This window comes from Fibrobacter sp. UWB12 (assembly GCF_900142485.1).
Classification (GTDB): domain Bacteria; phylum Fibrobacterota; class Fibrobacteria; order Fibrobacterales; family Fibrobacteraceae; genus Fibrobacter.
This window is the reverse complement of record NZ_FRAZ01000004.1, coordinates 262,317-281,548: the sequence shown is the minus strand read 5'-3', so window position 1 is coordinate 281,548 and position 19,232 is coordinate 262,317. Positions and strand designations below refer to the sequence as shown.

13 protein-coding genes are annotated in these 19,232 nt (G+C 50.6%); 2 read left to right on the top strand and 11 right to left on the bottom strand.

Translation table 11 applies throughout. The annotated features are described in order from the left end of the window. Positions 1 to 104 precede the first annotated feature (104 nt). The 6 genes from BUA34_RS07995 to BUA34_RS07970 form a co-directional block, all read right to left on the bottom strand. A complete protein-coding gene (locus BUA34_RS07995; RefSeq protein ID WP_072828203.1) occupies positions 105 to 1,124 on the bottom strand; it encodes a sulfate ABC transporter substrate-binding protein in 1,020 nt (339 codons plus the stop codon). Between the two features lie 119 nt (positions 1,125 to 1,243). Further along, positions 1,244 to 2,263, bottom strand: coding sequence for a hypothetical protein (locus BUA34_RS07990; RefSeq protein WP_072828300.1), 1,020 nt, complete (start codon positions 2,261 to 2,263; stop codon positions 1,244 to 1,246). Between the two features lie 253 nt (positions 2,264 to 2,516). Then, positions 2,517 to 4,202 (bottom strand): sulfate adenylyltransferase subunit 1, encoded by a 1,686-nt coding sequence (locus BUA34_RS07985; RefSeq protein ID WP_072828202.1) that lies wholly within the window; start codon positions 4,200 to 4,202, stop codon positions 2,517 to 2,519. Further along, positions 4,202 to 5,101 carry a sulfate adenylyltransferase subunit CysD gene (gene cysD, locus BUA34_RS07980; RefSeq protein WP_254794383.1) on the bottom strand — a complete coding sequence of 300 codons (900 nt, stop codon included), beginning with the start codon at positions 5,099 to 5,101 and terminating at the stop codon, positions 4,202 to 4,204. The genes BUA34_RS07985 and cysD overlap by 1 nt, the downstream gene beginning before the upstream one ends. A 10-nt stretch (positions 5,102 to 5,111) precedes the next feature. Next, positions 5,112 to 5,426: a 4Fe-4S dicluster domain-containing protein gene (locus BUA34_RS07975; RefSeq protein ID WP_072828200.1), complete on the bottom strand. Its 315-nt coding sequence runs from the start codon at positions 5,424 to 5,426 to the stop codon at positions 5,112 to 5,114. Continuing rightward, positions 5,410 to 7,143 (bottom strand): adenylyl-sulfate reductase subunit alpha, encoded by a 1,734-nt coding sequence (locus BUA34_RS07970; protein WP_072828199.1) that lies wholly within the window; start codon positions 7,141 to 7,143, stop codon positions 5,410 to 5,412. The genes BUA34_RS07975 and BUA34_RS07970 overlap by 17 nt, the downstream gene beginning before the upstream one ends. A gap of 141 nt (positions 7,144 to 7,284) precedes the next feature. On the opposite strand from BUA34_RS07970, the gene BUA34_RS07965 reads away from it, so the two are divergent. After that, positions 7,285 to 7,848 carry a hydrolase gene (locus BUA34_RS07965; RefSeq protein ID WP_072828198.1) on the top strand — a complete coding sequence of 188 codons (564 nt, stop codon included), beginning with the start codon at positions 7,285 to 7,287 and terminating at the stop codon, positions 7,846 to 7,848. A gap of 14 nt (positions 7,849 to 7,862) precedes the next feature. Here the strand turns inward: BUA34_RS07965 and BUA34_RS07960 are convergent, their stop codons facing one another. From BUA34_RS07960 to BUA34_RS07945, 4 genes are all read right to left on the bottom strand, one after another. Further along, positions 7,863 to 8,888, bottom strand: coding sequence for a sulfate ABC transporter substrate-binding protein (locus BUA34_RS07960; protein WP_072828197.1), 1,026 nt, complete (start codon positions 8,886 to 8,888; stop codon positions 7,863 to 7,865). A 186-nt stretch (positions 8,889 to 9,074) separates the two neighbouring features. Further along, complete coding sequence (locus BUA34_RS07955; RefSeq protein WP_072828196.1) at positions 9,075 to 10,670, bottom strand: bifunctional anthranilate synthase component II/anthranilate phosphoribosyltransferase; 1,596 nt, start codon at positions 10,668 to 10,670, stop codon at positions 9,075 to 9,077. A 65-nt stretch (positions 10,671 to 10,735) separates the two neighbouring features. Next, positions 10,736 to 12,181: an anthranilate synthase component I family protein gene (locus tag BUA34_RS07950; protein WP_072828195.1), complete on the bottom strand. Its 1,446-nt coding sequence runs from the start codon at positions 12,179 to 12,181 to the stop codon at positions 10,736 to 10,738. 349 nt (positions 12,182 to 12,530) lie between these two features. Then, the gene (locus tag BUA34_RS07945) at positions 12,531 to 13,835 is read right to left on the bottom strand and encodes a CobW family GTP-binding protein (RefSeq protein ID WP_072828194.1); all 1,305 of its coding nucleotides are present in this window, start codon (positions 13,833 to 13,835) and stop codon (positions 12,531 to 12,533) included. 376 nt (positions 13,836 to 14,211) lie between these two features. On the opposite strand from BUA34_RS07945, the gene BUA34_RS07940 reads away from it, so the two are divergent. Beyond that, positions 14,212 to 14,574, top strand: a complete 363-nt coding sequence (locus tag BUA34_RS07940; protein ID WP_072828193.1) for a helix-turn-helix domain-containing protein — start codon at positions 14,212 to 14,214, stop codon at positions 14,572 to 14,574. 85 nt (positions 14,575 to 14,659) lie between these two features. Here the strand turns inward: BUA34_RS07940 and BUA34_RS07935 are convergent, their stop codons facing one another. Further along, on the bottom strand, positions 14,660 to 19,105 hold the full coding sequence (locus tag BUA34_RS07935; protein WP_072828192.1) for an acyl-CoA dehydratase activase: 4,446 nt from the start codon (positions 19,103 to 19,105) through the stop codon (positions 14,660 to 14,662). Between the last annotated feature and the right edge of the window lie 127 nt (positions 19,106 to 19,232).

Sequence of the window (19,232 nt, the reverse complement as noted above, 5' to 3'; positions counted from 1 at the left end):
GTATGATTATGTTAAATTGTCAAAAAAACGGAAACGTCCCCAACCATTGCTTTCGCGAAAGTTGGGAACGCTCGGTTTATACAAGAAGATTTGTTTAGATCGGATTACTTCTTTTCGTAAATCTGGTCGAAAATGCCACCGTTGGAGAAGTGCGTTTTTTGAGCCTTGTCCCAACCGCCGAAGTAGCTGATGTCAATCAGGTTCACGTTTTGGTCAAATTCCTTGTACTGGTCAAGAATGGCCTTGTTGGAAGGACGGTAGTGGTTCTTAGCTGCAATGTGCTGGCCTTCGTCGCTGTAGAGGAAGTTCAGGTATTCGGTGGCAAGTTCGCGGGTGCCGCGCTTGTCAACAACCTTGTCTACAATTGCGACAGACGGTTCAGCCAAAATGCTCACGCTGGGGATGACGATTTCGTAGTCCTTGGGGTAGTCCTTGAGCGAGAGGAATGCTTCGTTTTCCCAAGCGAGCAAAACGTCACCCTGGCCGTTTTCGATGAATGTCGTCGTGGAGCCGCGAGCGCCAGAAGCGAGCACGAGTACGTTCTTGTAGAGTTTCTTCACGAATTCCTTGACCTTGGCTTCGTTGCCGTTGTACTGCTTTTCGGCCCATGCCCAGGCGGCGAGGTAGTTCCAGCGAGCGCCACCAGAAGTTTTCGGGTTCGGAGTGATGACACCGATGCCGTCCTTCACGAGATCGCCCCAGTCCTTGAGATTTTTCGGGTTGCCCTTGCGAACCAAGAACACGATGGTGGAGGTGTAGGGAGAGCTGTTGAGCGGGAATTCCTTGACCCAACCCGGTTCAATGAGTCCGGCGTCGCGAACGGCGTTCACGTCAAATTCGAGAGCGAGCGTCACCACGTCTGCTTCGAGGCCGTTGGCTACTTCCAAAGCCTGCTTGCCGGAACCGCCATGAGACTGCGTGATTTCAACGTCCTTACCGGTCTTTTCCTTCCAATGCTTGGCGAAAGCCACATTGTAGTTGGCGTAGAGTTCACGAGTCGGGTCGTACGACACGTTGGTGAGAGTCTGCTTGCCGTGTTCGTGCTTTTCTTCAGAAGAAGAGCAGGCTGTGAAGGCAAGGGAGAGAAGGGCGATGGATGCAATGGTAATTTTTTTGAAATTCATGTTATAAACCTCTTTTTATTTTAAATGTTGTGATTTGTTTTTTTAGAGAAACGCCCTCAGCGAAATGGATCAAAGAAGCTGTTATGCTGCGCTGAGGGCGCTCGGGGATGTGCTAAGTGTTATTTGAGAGATGCTGTGAATCTTGCTGCAAGAGCGACGTCGGATGCTTTCTTTTCACTATAGACGTTCACCTGGATTTTAGAGAAATCATTGATTTTCTTGATGAAGCTTACTGTCCATGCGATTCCGTCGGCACCAGCCTGCAATTCGTCTCGGTTAGAGAGATATTCCAATTCGGCATACAGATTGCTCAAGAATCCTGCGGTCGGAATTTCCAAACCGACGAAGAATGGAATGTATCGTGAATCTTGTGCGTATTCTGGCTTGATGGCATTTGCAACCTTAAGATTTTCGCTATCGCCGGTCGCGATTAAAGCGACTTCACCATAAAGGCCGAAGTTCTTTTGGAAGTAGTAACTTGCGCGACCTGCAACACGGTGTGTCACCTGAGCTGTATGCTGGATCGGGTCAAGTGCGTTCACGCGATATGCGGCGCTCACTTTGGCATCGCCAAATTTGAGTGTCTCTTCAAAACGGATATAACCCGTGTTGAATTTGGCGTCATAAGTACCGAGCAAGGCGTTGAATGTTGAAATCCCGTTTTCATAACCGAATGCGACTGCATCATGTTGGTAATCGCGGGAGAGGAATCCACGCTTGTTGAGGGCTACGTCGACATAAGTACCGAAGTTGCCGCCAACGCTCCAGTCAGTACGGAAACGACCGAATTGAAGATTGAACTTGCCGTATTCGGTATCCCACTTGTAGTTGGCATAGTAGGTATCTGCGGAAATCTTGTCGTAGTTCTTTCCATCAATCGTGTTGCCGAAAGCCGGACTGAAAATGCGCAAGTTAATCACTGCGCTGAGACGGTCGGAGTCGTACTTTGCACCAATGTTTGCTCGCAAGAAAGAATTGTCGAGCGTGTTGTCTGCATCGTTGTCATAAAGTGATTTGATGGCTTGTGCCTGAACGTTTCCTGTCAGCTTAAATGTACTTTCCTTAGCAGCTTCTTCAGCAGAGCAAATGGATGATACCAGTGCTGTAGTAATCAAGATCTTGGATATTGTCTGGTTCATTCGTGACTCCTTGTTATTGTTTTTGTTGTTGTATGGTTCGTTGTTGTTGTTTTTGTGCGGCAAAATATAGAACGCGTTTTTCTGTTTGTCCAATACTAAATTTTTATGCGGAGTTATTGATTTTTGTTATTATTGTAAATTAATTAGAATTTGTTTGTTAAAATAAATATAAAGTAAATTACGTGCGCGAAAAAGAAACGCCATTCTGAGGAGTGTAACCAAAGAATGGCGTTAGGTACTATATGCAAAAATGTTAATGCAATACGACTTTGCGATATGTATTAAATGAAGCCCACTTGCGGAAGAATTCTTCGCGACCTGCGATACCTGCTTTTTCGTATTCGTTGAGCAACTGCTTCACGTCTTCATCGGAATGGACCTTGATTTCAAAGCCGCGTCCATTGATGACGGGAACGTTTCCGTAGTGGTATTCCTCTGCCGTGGTGATTTCCGCGATGCGCTTGCCACGAACCTTGACGGCGATACTGTCTCGCAAAATGATGATATCAAAATCATCGGGGTAGTGGTAGCTTTCGCCTGTGGTGGGAATTTCATCGCCAACCGTGTAGTGTTGCTTTACGGGTTGCTGTTTTATGACAGAGAGCGTTGCTGTATCGTAGAAAAATTCTTCAAAAATTTCTCCTCGACCATGGCGCTCGCCTTGCACAAAGGCTGCCTTTTCGTTGGATTGAAGTTGCTTTTCGTAGAGCCCTTCAACAACGCCGCAAGCGGCTGTTGCATGCGTTACGATGTCAATGAGAATGAGCTCGCCAAGCGTTTTGTGCTTTTCAAAAAGATCAACGACAATGGCTTCGGCGAAAACAAGTTCGCAGACGGCAATCCCGTTTTTGGAAATGCTTTCAGTTTCTAAGTGTGCGCCTGTGTTCACGTCAATGGCATAGTCGATTTTCGTGAGTGTTCCAGGAATAATCTTTGTCCCGATTTTGACGAGGTAGTCTTTGCCTAGCGAAAGCGGCTCGTCATCCATCCACAAAAGTGACGCCTTGATTTTCTTGTAGCTACCGATGCTTGCATCTCTAGCGAGCACGCAACCTCTCGATACGTCAACTTCACGGTCTAGCGTAATGGTGACCGGTTCGCCAGCGTGGGCTTCTTCGACATTCCTGTTTGTGTAGAGAATGCTTTTGACGGATGCTTTCTCGTAACTCGGGAGGGATTTGATGACGTCTCCGACGCGAATCGTTCCAGATTCAATTTGTCCTTGGAATCCGCGGAATGTACGGTCGGGGCGGCTTACGCGCTGCACGGGCATGTAAAATCCCTTTTCTAGTGCAGAGCTTGATGTATCGACATTTTCAAGGTATTCAAGTAATGCAGGACCTTGATACCATGCAATGTTTTTCGATTTGATGGTAACGTTGTCGCCTTCTGTTGCCGAAAGCGGAATAACTTGTATGTTGCTCAGGGAATGAGTCTGTGCAAGTTCTGCGATTTGTACCTTGATTTTGTTGAATACATCTTCGCTGTAGCCCACAAGATCCATCTTGTTCACGGCAAAGACAAAGTGGCGAATACCCATCAGCCTGCAAATGCGGGCGTGTCTACGCGTCTGTACGAGAACGCCTTGCGATGCATCTACGAGAATCACTGCGAGGTCGGCAAAAGATGCGCCCACGGCCATGTTGCGCGTGTATTCTTCATGCCCCGGAGTGTCGGCAACGATAAAGCTGCGGTGATCTGTAGTGAAATAGCGGTATGCAACATCGATGGTAATGCCCTGTTCGCGTTCAGCCATAAGACCGTCGAGCAAAAGTGAATAGTCGATTTTACCGCTGCGGCTGCCGACTTTGCTGTCCAATTCCAAGGCCTTTTCTTGGTCGGTGTAAAGCAATTTGGAATCGTAAAGAATGTGACCGATAAGGGTTGATTTTCCGTCGTCAACGCTACCGCAAGTAATAAACTTCAATAAACCTTTCATTAGAAATAGCCCTCCCTCTTGCGGCGTTCCATGCTGCCGGCAGCTTCGTTGTCAATCACACGTGAAGTTCTTTCCGAAGAGACGGCGCTTAATGTTTCGTCAATGATTTCGTCAAGCGTCGTGGCTGTTGATTCAACGCCACCCGTGAGCGGATAGCAACCGAGCGTACGGAAACGCACCGACTTGATTTCGGGTGTTTCGCCTTCACGCAATGGGAATCGTTCGTCATCGACCATGATGATGTTGCCATCGCGTACTACGACTGGGCGCGGGGCAGCAAAGTACAGCGGAACGATATCAATGTTTTCGCGCTTGATGTACTGCCAAATATCTTTTTCGGTCCAGTTCGAAATTGGGAAAACGCGGATGCTTTCACCTTTATTGATTTTTGTGTTGTAGAGTTTCCACATTTCCGGGCGTTGGTTCTTGGGGTCCCAAGCGTGGGCCGAATTGCGGAACGAGAATATGCGTTCCTTGGCGCGGGATTTTTCTTCATCGCGGCGTCCACCGCCAAATGCAGCTGTAAAGCCGTACTTGTTCAGCGCTTGCTTCAAGGCTTGCGTCTTCATGATGTCGGTGTAAGCCGAACCATGATCGAATGGGTTGATGCCTTGCTTGACACCATCTTGGTTGATGTATTCCAGCATTTCGATGCCGAGCTTTTTCGCGATGTTGTCGCGGAACTCAATCATTTCGCGGAACTTCCATGTGGTGTTCACATGCAAGAACGGGAAGGGCGGCTTCTCGGGGTAGAATGCCTTGAGAGCCAAATGTAGCATGACGGAACTGTCCTTGCCAATCGAATACAGCATCACCGGCTTTTCGCATTCGGCAGCGACTTCGCGGATGATGTAGATGGCTTCGGCTTCCAGCTCGTCGAGGTGTGAAAATTCGCTCACTGTGAAACTCCTAGTATTTGTTGGATTCTTTTGGGTCAATGTCAATGTGCTTTATGCTCCCGTCGGGAAATTCCACAATCCAGCGGATAAGCCCATTGACTTTTTCGGTATGTACTTTGCTGCCCTTGCCGCCAATGTCTTCGCCGAGGAAGAATCGGATGGCGTGAACGGGGCACTCCTTGATACACGAAGTGCAACCCCAGCAATCTTTGGGGTACTTGATATAGGCTTTTTTCTGTTCGTTAATCTTGATCAGCGTGCCGGGACAAACGTCGTGACATCTCCCGCAGCCGATGCAAATGTTTGGATCAATGTTGATGCTCATAATTCTTTTGCCCTTCTGCGGTAAGTTCGCGTGTGAAAGTCTTGATTTCGCCGTTGACTAAGCGGGAATTCACATACTTTCGCCAGTGAATGTTGTCTTTTTCGGGATAGTCGGTGTTTTCGGCAAAGCAGTGCCAGCGCGTTTCGTGACGAGCGGCCAAGTGCGCAATCACGCTCTTGCAAATCGTGAGGCGTTCCTTCAGCTCGTAGATATACATGACTTCTTGCAAATCGGTGGCGCTAAGCTTGCCCGTAAGGCTTTCGATTTCGTCAATTTTTTCTTTGGCGATATTGAGCTGCTTTTCGGTATAGCCGTAGCCTGTCGTGATTCCGCCTGCATATTCGTCCATGGCGATTTGCATGGCTTCTTCAAGTTGCTCTGTCGTGTACAGCGAATTTTTCTGTGATAGATATGTTTCGATTTCTGCGACGTGGCTTGCGATTTCGGCTTCTTTGATGGTTGCTTCGGTTTCTACGTCATTGCGAGACCCCTGTAAGGGGGCGTGGCAATCCACCGTTGCGTTAATGTATTCCACAGCCGACTTTGCTGCAATTTCGCCTTCGGCAAGTGCGCCCGTCACATATTTTTGCGGGCAACCTCCGGCCACATCGCCTGCGGCGTAAAGCCCTTCGATGGTTGTGGCGCGCTTGGTGTCGACCCAGTAACCGCTTGCTGTGTGGCCGCCTACAATGTAAGGCTCCGTACCTTCGATTTCCACATTTGCTTTGGAGGGCGTTTCGTTTTCAAGCCAACGAATAGTTTGCGAAGGAGCCATGTTCAGGTACGCCTTCAAAAGCGATTCTTCTTGTTCCGCCGAAATCCCTTCAGTTTTCAAGTAGCATGGCCCACGACCTTCCAGATTTTCGGCGACGGTTCCGTAAACGCGTTCCGAAGTAGAAATGCCGTATTTCGTTTCGTAAACTTCTCCGAGCGAATTGACCTGTTTGGCGCCCACGCCTTGCGCGAGCGTTCCAGTCGGTGCGATTGTATCCTTGCAACGGAGTGCAATGAATCGCATTTCGAATGTTGTCATTTCGGCGCCGTGGCGAATTCCCATGGCGTATCCGGCTCCCGTGTTGAATGGCGGGTACCACATTTTATGCCTTGAAAATCCTGGATTATTCGGGCGGTAAAGCCCGGCTGCTCCGCCTGTTGCGATAATGACGGCTTTGGCTTCAATCGCGTAAAATGTATCGTTCTCGATTCCAAAACCGTATGCGCCATCGATTTTATTGTCGTGAACTGAAAAGTCGAAGATGTTGACATGATTTAAAACGGTCACATTGGGGAGCTTCTTGACAGCATTGGCTAAAATCGGCTTGATGTTTTCGCCATTAATTTTGATGTTGCGATTTCCGCGTGTAACGTATTTCCCGTCTTTATCCTTTAAGATGACAAGTCCGAGTTTTTCCAAGTGCGCTGTGATTTCGTTAAATCTTTCTGATATAGAATAAAGTAAATCTTCGCGGACGATTCCGTCGGCGTCTTTCTTTGCGTATTCTACATAATCTTTGGGTTCACGGCCTTCGGTGATGTAGGCGTTTAAAGCGTTTACGCCAGCTGCAAGGCAGCCACTGCGTTTGATATTTGCTTTTTCGACGATAAGAATTTTGAGGTCAGCAGCGTTGCTTGATTCTTTCGCTGTAATTGCGGCGTAACAGCCTGCTGTCCCACCGCCAATAATCAATAAGTCTGTATTTATTCGTTCTATCTTCACAGCGCCTCCGCATTTTCAAGTGCAGCAAATATAGAACGCGACTTTTCAAGTGTCCAATACTTAATTCATATCGCCATTGATAAAAAAATTGTATTAGAAAATCGTGACCATCGCAAATAGGAAAATGTTATATTTTGGCACATGGCATTATCAGCAAATATTACACGCGAAGGAGCCCTGAAACTCCTCAAAAAGTACAATTCGGATCCCTTCCACCTCGAACATGGCGAAATCGTCGAGAATACCATGCGCTATTTTGCACGCGAACTCGGTTACGGCGAGGACGAGGAATTCTGGGGAATTGTCGGCCTTTTGCACGACCTTGATTTTGAACAGTGGCCCGAACAGCACTGCATCAAGGAACGTGAACTCATGCAAGAAGCGGGTCTTTCCGAAGAAATCATTCACGCTACGACAAGTCACGGCTGGTCTATAACTGTTGACGTGAAGCCCGAACACGAAATGGAAAAAGTCCTTTATGCCGTTGACGAATTGACGGGATTGATTGGCGCTGTCGTGTTGATGCGCCCGTCAAAAAGCGTACAAGATTTGGAACTAAAATCGGTGCTGAAAAAGTATAAGTCCCCGAAATTTGCCACCGGTTGCTCTCGCGAAGTCATTGAACGCGGTGCAAACTTGTTGGGCTGGGAACTGAACGATTTGATTTCCCGCACGATTGCAGCGTTGAAAACATTTAGACCGTAATACGGTAGAATCCGTTACTTCTTTTCGTAAATCTGGTCAAAAATGGCGCCATCGGCGAAGTGCTTGGCTTGCGCCTTGTCCCAACCACCAAAATGTTCAATTGCAATTAGGTTGACATTTTGGTCAAATTCCTTGTACTCGTCAAGAATAGCTTTGTTCGTCGGGCGGTAATGATGCTTTGCCGCAACACGCTGCGCTTCGTCGGAGTAGAGATAATTCAGGTATTCCGTTGCGAGTTTGCGCGTATTGCGCTTGTCTACAATTTTATCTACAATCGCGACAGAAGGCTCTGCCAAAACACTCACGCTAGGCATTACGATTTCGTATTCCTTAGGGTAATCCTTGAGCGAAAGGAATGCCTCGTTTTCCCAAGAAAGCAACACATCGCCCTTGCGATCTTCAATGAACGTGTTCGTAGAACTACGAGCTCCCGAAGCGAGATCAAGAACGTTGTGATAGAGCTTCTTCATGAAATCCTTAATTTGTCCCTCATCGCCGTTGTACTGCTTCTCTGCGTACGCCCAAGCCGCGAGATAGTTCCAGCGTGCACCTCCCGAAGACTTCGGGTTCGGCGTGATGATACCGACGCCGTCTTTTGCGAGATCGCCCCAATCCATGATTTTCTTGGGATTGCCCTTGCGGACGAGGAACACGATAGTCGAAGTGTAAGGAGCGCTGTTGTGCGGAAATTCCTTGACCCAGCCGTCTTCAATGAGACCCGCGTTGCGAACAATGTTAACGTCGTATTCCAGCGCGAGCGTCACCACGTCGGCTTCGAGCCCGTTCACCACCTCAAGCGCCTGCTTGCCCGAACCGCCATGGAACTGCGTAATCTTCACATCTTTGCCGGTCGCCTCTTTCCAATGCTTCATGAAAATATGGTTGTAATTGGAATAGAACTCACGCGTCGGATCGTAAGACACATTGACAAGCGTGTTGTTCTCGACCTCGGGAGTTTTCTCCGAAGAGCAACCATAAAAACAACTTGAGCCCGCCACTAGCGCCACCGCAAAAACCGTCTTGAAAAAATGCTGATTCATAGTGAAATTCCTTCTTAAAAAAAATGATAGTAATATTTTTGCAATGTCACCCCGGACTTGTTCTATCAATAAACTAAAAACGCTCCGAATCCTCGGAGCGTTTTTGCGTTATGTCATCCTAAACCCGTCAGGGTGAAGGATCCAGGTCTGGATTCTTCGTCCCCCTGCAGTGTTCTCAGAATAACGTTAGGAGTTGGTTGCGACCTTCACTTCTTCGATCTTCTTCAAGACGGAGCCGTCTTCCATAGCCTTAATCGCCTTGTCGAAGCCTTCCTTGATGCTAGCAGCCTTATTGCTGATGTAGAGCGCAGCACCTGCGTTCAAGGCGCAAGCGTACTTGATGCCCGGGCGGCCCTTGCCGTTCAAAACATCGAGAGCGAGGTTGAAGTTGTCTACGCCCGTACCGCCGGCGAGGTCTTCCGGGTCCACAGCCGGGACGCCGAATTCCTTCGGGTCAATGCGGTATTCGCGATACTGACCGTCTTCCAAGATTTCGGCAATGGTCGTCGGGACGCATGGAGAAATTTCGTCGTAGCCGTCATCAGAGATAGCGACCATCACGCGCTTGGCACCGAGGGACTTTGCGGCCTTGGTGAACGGTTCCAAAATCGACTTGCTATAAACGCCGAGCATGAGGTACTTGGCTTCTGCCGGGTTTGTGAGAGGTCCGAGCAAATTCATGATGGTCTTCACGCCGAGTGCGCCACGAACCGGGCCAGCAAAACGCATAGCGCTGTGGTAGACCGGAGCCATGAGGAACACGAAGTTCGTCTTGTCGATGACGCTTGCTGCTTTTTTCGGAGTCATGTCGAGCTTGAAGCCGGCTGCGGTATAGAAGTCAGCGGCACCGGACTTGCTCGAAACCGCGCGGTTGCCGTGCTTGGCAATCTTGGCGCCACAGCTTGCTGCGATAAGGCCGGAGAGAGAGCTCACGTTGAAGCTTCCCTTGCCGTCGCCACCGGTACCCACGATATCGGTGAGTTCGTCGCCGCTGTACGGGAACTTGCGCTTCTTGCTACTCAAAACCTTGGCGCAGCCTGCAATTTCTTCGGTCACGGGGCCCTTGCTGGATAGTGCGGTAAGGATAGCTGCCATCTGGCGTTCGTCCATGATACCGTCTGTCAAGTCTTCCATGAACATTTCGGCGGTTTCGCGAGTCAAATCCTTGCCTGCAGTAAGCGTGTTCAGGATTCCGCGGATATCGAGCGGTTCGCGACGGTAGTTGAGGAAAGCCTTGAAGAATTCGTCGGCGCGGCCGCTAGCGATGGATTCCGGGTGGAACTGTACGCCTTCAATCGGGAGCGTCTTGTGGCGAATACCCATGATGTCGCCGTCTGTTGCGCGAGCGGTCACTTCGAAATCGCCCGGGAGCGTAGATTCGTCGATGACCAAGCTGTGGTAACGCGTGAAGATGTTCTTCTTGCCGATGGTGCGGAAAAGTCCCTTGCCGTCGAGGTCGATTTCTTCGGCGATGCCGTGCTTGATGAACTTGGCTTGAACAATCTTTGCGCCAAAGGCGTAGCCGATAGCCTGGTGGCCGAGGCACACTCCCAAAATCGGGAGCTTGCCTGCGAAGTACTTGATGGCTTCGACGGAAATGCCGGCATCTTCGGGGCGGCCCGGACCCGGGCTCACGATGAGGCGGCTCGGGTTCAACTTTTCAATGTCTGCAATGGTGCATTCGCGGCTACGGAGCACGCGGATTTCTTCGGTGGTAATCTTGGCCAAAGCCTGATAAACGTTGTAAGTAAAAGAATCGTAGTTGTCGATAATGATAATCATGGTTGTAATCTCTTTTTTAAAGTTTTGGGGTGTTACGTCATTGCGAGGCTGAAAGCCGAAGCAATCTAGTTGTCACCCTCCAGTACAGCCCTGATTGCTCCGAGCTTTTCGTTCGTTTCTTCAAATTCGCGGTCAGCGTTCGATGCTGCCACGATGCCACCACCGGCCTGCAGGCTGATGGTCTTGCCCTGCTTGAGGCAGCAACGGATGGCGATGCAGAAATCCAAGTCACCGTCCGATTCAATGTAACCCACGGCGCCAGCGTAGAAGCGACGCTTGATTTTTTCGAGACCAGAAAGAATTTCTATGGCGCTGATTTTCGGAGCACCGCTCACCGTACCTGCCGGGAAGCTGGAACGCAGCACTTCAATTGCCTTCTTGTTCTTGGAAACTTTACCTTGCACGTCAGAGACCAAATGGATCACGTGGCTGAACTTTTCGCATTCCATGTACTTGGTCGTTTCGACCGTACCGGCATCGCAAACGCGACCAAGGTCGTTACGGGCGAGGTCTACGAGCATCAAGTGTTCTGCGCGTTCCTTCGGGTCACCCTTCAAATTCTTCATCAATGCTTCGTCTTCTGCGTCGTCCTTACCGCGGCGGCGGGTACCTGCAATCGGGTGGATGGTGGCGATGCCTTCACGCACGCGGATCAAGCTTTCCGGAGATGCGCCGATGAACTGGTGCGTTCCGTAATCCAAGAAGAACATGTACGGAGACGGGTTCACTGTGCGGAGGCGGCGGTAAATGTCGAGGGCTTCGATATCGCTTGCGAACTGGATGCGGCGGGACGGCACTGCCTGAACAATGTTGCCTGCCACGATGTGCTTCTGCAAAGCGGCGACCTTTTCCACGTATTCCTTGCGGGACTGTTCGAGGTCGGTCATCGTGATGCCCTTGCCGTACTGCTTTTCCGGAGCGAGGTAGCTGAAGTCAAGGTCTGCAAGGCGTGCCTTCACCTTTTCAATAGCGGCTTTCAGGTCAATCTGGTGTTCTTCGTAGTTCAGGGCGAACAAGTGAAGCTTTTCGGTGAAGTGGTCAAACACAATGTAAATGTGGCCGACCAAAAATTCAGCTTCGGGAATGTTGAGCTCATCCACCTGCGGGGCCAAGCGAATCGTATCGCAGCGGGCGCAGAATTCGTAGCCGAGGTAGCCCACGCCCGAAGACGGAATAGGAATCTGGTTAGGCGGCACCGTATTTTCGGCAGAAATCTTGAGCAAGGCGTCGAGAATATCGCCATCACCTTCAGCCAAAAATTCGCTTTCCTTGTCATCCACGACAATGCTCACGTTCTTGTCGTTCTGGCGCAGGCGGAAACCTTCGTCCACCATCAAGGTCGAATAGCGGCTGCGACCGTGGTCGAAACTTGCCGATTCGAAGATGGCCTTTGCGCCGAGCTTCTTGGCGAGTGAAAACGGGGTGTAACGTTCACCGGGGAGTGCAACGTAAATGCTGTCAGTACGCGGAGCGTAACCCGGGCGTTCGGTGATGTGAGTAATCTTAGTCATTTTAATCCTCTAGTTTTAAAACTCGTTTGCTTTCGCAAAAGCTTTAGGTCCCGGAGGATTTCGTCAATTTTCGGTAAAAAGGAAGGCCTCCGTGAGTCCGGAAGCCTTTGCCTAAAAATCTTGGGTGATTTGTAACAAATACCGGGCTCTATGTTAGAGTCCGCGCCACCAACGACGATTCATAGTTGCACTTGTTACGAAATTCATCATGACACAAAAATATCAATCATTTTTTCACATGGCAAGGGGTAAGTTCAAAATTTTTGAAAAAAATCCCCGCGATCGTTCGGTCGCGGGGATTCTCGTCTTACATTCTAATAACTAATGACCAATGACTATTGACCAATAATTAGTCGTCCAAGCAGTCGTTCATGACCTGGATGATCTTCTTCTTGTCCATGTGCTGGCCAATGAACACCAAACGGATGATGCGGTCGCCGTACTTTTCGTCCCAGATTTTTTGGAGCTGCGGATTTTCGGCGAGGATACGCTTCTGTTCGGCTTCGCTTTCGGCGGCGAACCAACGTCCAAAATTCTGGGCGGAGGCCTGCTTGCCAGCTTGTTCGAACAAGTAGCTTTCGCTGCGTTCGTCACTGAACCAGAGGAGACCCTTTGTGCGGATGATGCTCGTTGGATAGTCGTCGAGGAACGCTTCGAACTTTTCGCGATTCAGCGGACGGTGGTCTTCGTAAACGAACGTGCTGATGCCGTATTCGTCACCATGCGGATGATCCTTGTCGTGGTGGTGGCCGCAGTGGCAAACGCCGTGTTCATGGTCGCAATGGCTATGGTCTTCATCGTCGTGGTCATGATGATGTTCGTGATGATGGTGCTCGTGCTCATCGTGGTCATCGTCATGGTCGTGGTGGTGATGTTCATGTTCGTCATGATCGTCATCATCATCGTCGTCGTTGTCGTGACCTTCTTCGTTGAGCTTGATTGCCCACGTGCTAGATTCGGCGACCTTGTTGAAGTCGAACTGCTTCGTGTCGAGAATATCCTTCATTTCGACCTTGCCGTAGTTCGTTTCAATCATCTTGGCGGTCGGCTGCAATGCCTTCACGACGGCCTTCACGTGTTCCAAGTCGTGCTTGCTCAGAGCATCGACTTTGTTCAAAATAATCGTGTTGCAGAATTCAATCTGCTGGATGAGCAAGTTTGCAATATCTTCTTCTTCGAGGTCTTCATCGAGAAGCTTTTCGCCACCGGCAAATTCGTCAGCGAGGCGGAGCACGTCCACGACTGCCACGATGTTGTCCAAATGGCAGGGGAGGGGTCTTCCGTCTTTGCTACGGAGCTGGCTTCCAGCAAAGCTAATCGTTTGTGCTATAGGAATCGGTTCGCAAATGCCGCTCGCTTCGATGAGTATGTAGTCGAACTTGCCCATTTCCAAAAGCTCGGCAATTTGTTCGATCAAGTCGGTCTTGAGAGAGCAGCAAATGCAGCCATTCGAAAGCGGGACGACCTTGCCCGAATCTTCCTTAGTGATGTTTCCGCCCTTTTCAATCAAGGTCTGGTCGATATTCACTTCGCCAATGTCGTTTACGATAACGGCAACGTGATAACCTTGCTGGTTGTTGAGAACGTAGTTGAGGAGGGTGGTTTTGCCGGCTCCCAGGTAACCGGTGAGGAGCGTTATAGGTACTGATTTCATGGCCGTAAATTTACTAAAAAAAGCGGTTTTAGGCAATTAGGCTTGGAATAGGCGTTAAAACCATTCCAATTTGTACTATTAAATATCTTGCCGCTTTCTTAAATTTTTATTACATTTCTTTTTAGGATTGAAGCGAGGGCTTTTGAGCCGAGTTTTGTTCCGAAACGAATTGTGTTGATGACCGTCCTTCCTTGAGGATGGAAGATTGTAGCTTCGCTGTGCTAAATCTTTTAGTCTATGCAATTCTGGGCGCCCGTTGTGGGGCGCCTTTTTTGTTTTATAGCCTTTTAAAAAGCTGAAATTCCTTAAAAAAAAATCGCAAAATATGGAAACTATAGTTTGCACTATTTTTTAGACATATTCATAAAATTGGAAAATGCGATATGACATTGATGTCATCCAAAAAGCTGAAAAAGAACTTTTAGCACAGATGCAGGGAGCGACTTCTTTAACCAAGAAGAGGTTGTCTTTAGATAGTGGTATTAGCCGCCAGCATCTTGGACTTATCGCCAAAGGCAAACGCAATTTTTCCCTTAAATCTTTCTGTGACCTAGCCGATGCTTTCGGGTGTACTGCAACAGAACTCATGGCAAAACTCGAAGCAATCATGATGGAACTGGTAAAGCTACAAGTATCTATGGCTGCAGACAAAACCAAAGGTATAAATTATGTCAAGAGTACCTCTGGCAAAAATGCTCAAAAGCCTTCCAAAGAATTGAAAGACGGGAAAAAACTGTAAATTCCTTAAATTTTTTTGAAAATTTCATGATATGTAAAGAAGCTCGCCCTGCGGCGAGCTTCTTTTAATAACTGACGATTAATGACTAGTGACTAACGTTCACCTTATTTGCTCGTTCGAGTTCGCGAGCGTTGATGATGAGCATCTGCAAGCGGTTCTCGATGTTAGCAAAGCTGGTATCCGGATCGTAGTCGAGGCTCAGAATTTGCACGTGCGGGCAACGTTCCTTCACAGCCTTCGTGAGGCCACGGCCACTGATGTGGTTCGCGAGGCAGGCGAACGGCTGCACAATGATGAAGCTGTTGATGCCGTGCTTCGAGTTGTAAAGGATTTCTGCCGGGATGAGCCAGCCTTCGCCCGTGTTGTACGTCGGGTCGATAATGCCGTCGATGTAGTTCACGAGTTCGAAGCAGTCTGCATGGTGTTCGTAGAGCTTGAACGATTGCATGACCTTCTTGGCGGTTTCTGCAGCGTGTGCAAAGAGCTTTGCGGTGACACCACCTTCGAGGCGGTCTGCAATCGGGTTGGCCGAGAATCCGCGCTTGATCTTTTCGGCGCGTACCACTTCGTCAACGCGGAAGAAGTCCATCATGCCCGGGAGGTAAACTTCCATGCCGTTGTCCATGAGGTAGTCTTCGACATGTCCGTTTGCGCTCGGGTGGTAGTTCATGAGGATTTCGCCGAGCACGGCAACGCGCGGCTTGCGGATGCCTTTCTGGCGTGCTTCCGTGATTTCGACCTTGTTGAATTCGTCGATGCACTGACGGAGCATTTCGACAAGGCGCTTCGCTGAGCCGAGTTCCGTCTTCTTGAGGGTGGCGGCGGTTTTCATCAGTTCCGGCATCCACTTGCTGTAAATTTTCTTGGAATCACCCTTGTGGATTTCGTAGGGGCGGAGTGCACGGTAAGCCGTTTCGATGGCGTCCATGAATGCAAGGCCCCAAAGCGTGTGGAGGCGGAAGTCAAGACCGAGCTGGAAACCCGGATGCATGCCTTTATAGTCGATGCCGGTCGTGATGATGGAAACGTCCTTGTAACCCGCTTCGTCAAGAGCTTTACGGCCAAGCACGGAGTACTGCACAGCGCGGCAGTTTTCGCAGTTCTTGGCAAGGCACATTGAAACTTCTGTTTGCGGAACGTTCGGGTGTTCTTCGAGCCACTTGAGGCATTCGCCGATGTTGATTTGGCAGGGGAAGCAGATGTCGTTGTGCACGTACTTCTTGCCGAGTTCAATAGCGCGTTTGTCTGCAACCGGGAGGTAATCCGAGAGGTAACCCTTGCCCTGGATGTAGGAACTGGCGAGGATGGCAAATGCTGGCGAGAGGTTCGGCGTCAAGATGATACGCTTGTTCTTGTCGCTTGCCACGTACGGCGTGTGGAACTGCGGTTCGTTCGAAATCGGCTTTTCCGGGAGGTTCGCCGCACGGCGGGCCTTCACGGTTTCGATAAAGCTCTTGATACGGATGCCGACCGGGCCGCGGGCGTCGCCTTCGTCGAGTTTGAGCATGAGCATTTCCTTGTTGGAATCGCGGTGCATCATGCGCATCATTTCGTCGGTCAACACGGAGTCATGTCCGCAACCGAAGCTCACGATCTGGGCAAGTTCAACATGCGGGTCTCTCGAAGCAATCATTGTTGCACCGAGCATGCGCAAGTGGAACGTGTTCTTGATTTCCACGCGGGTATGGCTCGGAACGTCCTGATCGTAAACGCCCGGGAGCGATTCGGTGGTGAGCACCGGAATGCCCATTGCGGTAAAGTGGCTTGCAATGTTGTGATTGATGAGCAAGTCGGCATGGTAGGGGCGTCCAGCAATGACCACGGCAAAGCTGTCGTTTGCCTTCACGTCGTCGAGAATCTTCTGGCCTTCTTCGAGGAGCGTGGTGCGGTAATTGTTGAGTGCCTTTTCGCCTTCCGTGACGGCCTTGTCCAAAATCTTCTTGTCGATGTTCCAGTTGTCGTGGAACCAGTCGATGGTCTGGCTTCTGCGGAGCTTCGTGTTTGCCCAGTGGAAAATCGGCTGGTCCATCGGGATGCCGTAATTCTTTTCGGGTTCGTCCGTGTTCTGGCAGATGTTCGGGTAGCCTTGCACGACCGGGCAGACCGTTGTGGCGTTAAACTTGGTGTGGTCACTCGGGAGCGAAATCATCATCGGGAAGAAGATGCGGTCGACCTTCTTTTCGATGAGGCTGAGCACGTGACCGTGGACGAGCTTGGCGGGGAAGCAGACCGTGTCGCTGGGCACGCTGTGGAGGCCCGCTTCGAACATCTTGTAGTCGCTCTGGCGGCTTACGACAACGGTGTAACCGAGGGCGGTGAAGAATGCTTTCCAGTAGGGGAGGCTGTTCCAGAATTCGAGCACGCGCGGGATACCGATGGTCTTTCCGTTTTGCGGCAAGAGAATCTGCGGAGCGTAGTCCTTGACTAGGAGCTGGTTCGTGCGCTTGATCATGTCCGGCACGGCCTGCATCTTCTTGTTGATTTCGGCGATGAGCTTCTTCGTTGCCGGATCGTTCGGGTCGGCGGTGACTTCGCCGCGTTCGCAACGGTTGCCCGTCACAAAGCTCTGGCCATCGCTAAAGGTCACGATGGTGCGGGAGCAGTGGTTGGTGCAGTACTGGCAGAGCTGACCTGGCTGGTTGTGCCAGCTAAAGGTGCGCATGGCTTCAAGCCCGATAAACTTACTTTGCACGTTCGGGTCGGCGGCACGCTTTTCTTCCATGAACTTCTTGGTCAAAAGTGCGATACCGATAGCGCCCATTTCGCCCGGACGTTCCGGACGGATGGCCTTGAGGCCCGTGTACTGTTCGAATGCACGGAGAACGGCGTTGTTCTTGAATGTACCGCCCTGTACCACAACCTTCTTACCGAGCGTGTTGAGGTTGCGGATACGGATGACCTTCGTGAAAACGTTGTTGATGATGGAGCGGCAGATGCCCGCGATGATGTCTTCGGGCTGCTTGCCGTCGCGCTGTTCCGTGATGATGGAACTGTTCATGAACACGGTGCAGCGGCTGCCGAGCTGAGACGGGCTCTTGGAGTTGAATGCCATGTCGGCAATCTTTTCCATCGGGATGCCGAGGCTGCGGGCGTACGTTTCGATGAATGAACCGCAACCCGAGGAGCAGGCTTCGTTGAGGATGATGCCCGTGACGACTCCGTCTTGCACGGAGATTGCCTTCATGTCCTGACCGCCGATGTCCAAGATGAACGAGACGTCGGGGCAGAGGCGCTGGGCCGCGTTTGCGTGGGCGACGGTTTCCACAGTGTGGTAGTCCGCGTGGACGGCCTTTGCAAATAGCTGTTCGCCGTAACCGGTTGTACCCACGCCCAAGATGTTGAGCTTCACGCCGTATTCTTCGTAGCGGTCGGCGAGGTCCACCATGGCGCGCTTCAAGACGGCGAGCGGTTCACCGTCGTTACTGGCGTAGAATCCGTCGATGACCTTTTCGTTTTCGTCGATGAGCACGAACTTCGTGGTGGTAGAACCTGCGTCAATGCCCAAGTAGGCGTTGATGGTCGTGCCGGAAGGCGGCTGCGGGTAATGGTTGTCCGCCATCTTGTGTTCTTCGAGGAACAGCTTGTATTCAGCTTCGCTCTGGAAGAAGAGGTCGGAGGCTGCCTTGGCCTTGTTCTCGGCCTGGCGGATTTCGTTAAAGTGAACGAGCGCGTCGAGTGAACCCTCTTCGCGGTACATGCATTCCTGGTTTGCGAACATGGAGCCGTTTGCGAGAGCGGCGCCCATGGCGACGAGCACTTCGGAATGTTCCGGGACAATCGCCTGTTCGTCGGAAATGCCCAAGCGTTCCTTGAAAGCCTTCACGAGAGTCGGGTTGAACGTGAGCGGGCCACCTTCAAAAATGACAGGCGGCTTGATTTCCATACCCTGGGCGAGGCCACCGATGGTCTGCTTCGCGATGGCGTGGAAACTCGAAAGGGCGATATCTTCCTTGGCGATGCCGTTGTTGAGCATCGGCTGGATGTCCGTCTTGGCGAACACGCCACAACGGCCCGAGATTTCATAAACTTTTTGGCCACGCTTGGCGTAGCTTTCGAATACTTCTGTCTTGATGCGGAGGAGTTCCGCGACCTGGTCGATAAATGCACCCGTACCGCCGGCGCACACGCCGTTCATGCGCATGTCGGAGGCGATGAGCTTACCGGTGGTCTTGTCCTTTTCGAAGAACACAACCTTGGCATCCTGACCGCCGAGTTCGATGGCGACCCTGGAATCGGGGTAGGTGGCACGCACCGCAAGTGCGTTTGCGACTACTTCTTGCACAAAGAAGGCATGAGTGGCCTCGGCGAACGGCTGACCGCCGCTACCGCAGAACGTGACCCTGAAGTTCTTGCCCGGGAAAAGGGCATGGGCTTCGCGCAGGACCTCGTGGACCTTTTTCGCCTGCATGGCGTTATGACGCTGATATGTATAGTGTAAAAGCTTAGATGTCTCGGGATCGACTACAGCAATTTTCACAGTGGTGGAGCCTACGTCGACACCCACCCATAAATCGTTCATAGAAGTATTCATAGTGAAGCCAAATTTAGTTTTTTTTCATTATTTGAAAATGATATTTTGCGTTTATGGCGATAAAACGTGCAATTTGGCGGATTTTAGGTAGTTGCTCGCGTGTGCAGATTGTCGTGAGGGACCGCGC

Coding starts and splice junctions, on each gene's coding strand:
- BUA34_RS07995 (WP_072828203.1), bottom strand. CDS start 1,124: ATGAATTTCAAAAAAATTACCATTGCATCCATCGCCCTTCTCTCCCTT.
- BUA34_RS07990 (WP_072828300.1), bottom strand. CDS start 2,263: ATGAACCAGACAATATCCAAGATCTTGATTACTACAGCACTGGTATCA.
- BUA34_RS07985 (WP_072828202.1), bottom strand. CDS start 4,202: ATGAAAGGTTTATTGAAGTTTATTACTTGCGGTAGCGTTGACGACGGA.
- BUA34_RS07975 (WP_072828200.1), bottom strand. CDS start 5,426: ATGAGCATCAACATTGATCCAAACATTTGCATCGGCTGCGGGAGATGT.
- BUA34_RS07965 (WP_072828198.1), top strand. CDS start 7,285: ATGGCATTATCAGCAAATATTACACGCGAAGGAGCCCTGAAACTCCTC.
- BUA34_RS07960 (WP_072828197.1), bottom strand. CDS start 8,888: ATGAATCAGCATTTTTTCAAGACGGTTTTTGCGGTGGCGCTAGTGGCG.
- BUA34_RS07955 (WP_072828196.1), bottom strand. CDS start 10,670: ATGATTATCATTATCGACAACTACGATTCTTTTACTTACAACGTTTAT.
- BUA34_RS07950 (WP_072828195.1), bottom strand. CDS start 12,181: ATGACTAAGATTACTCACATCACCGAACGCCCGGGTTACGCTCCGCGT.
- BUA34_RS07945 (WP_072828194.1), bottom strand. CDS start 13,835: ATGAAATCAGTACCTATAACGCTCCTCACCGGTTACCTGGGAGCCGGC.
- BUA34_RS07940 (WP_072828193.1), top strand. CDS start 14,212: ATGCGATATGACATTGATGTCATCCAAAAAGCTGAAAAAGAACTTTTA.
- BUA34_RS07935 (WP_072828192.1), bottom strand. CDS start 19,105: ATGAATACTTCTATGAACGATTTATGGGTGGGTGTCGACGTAGGCTCC.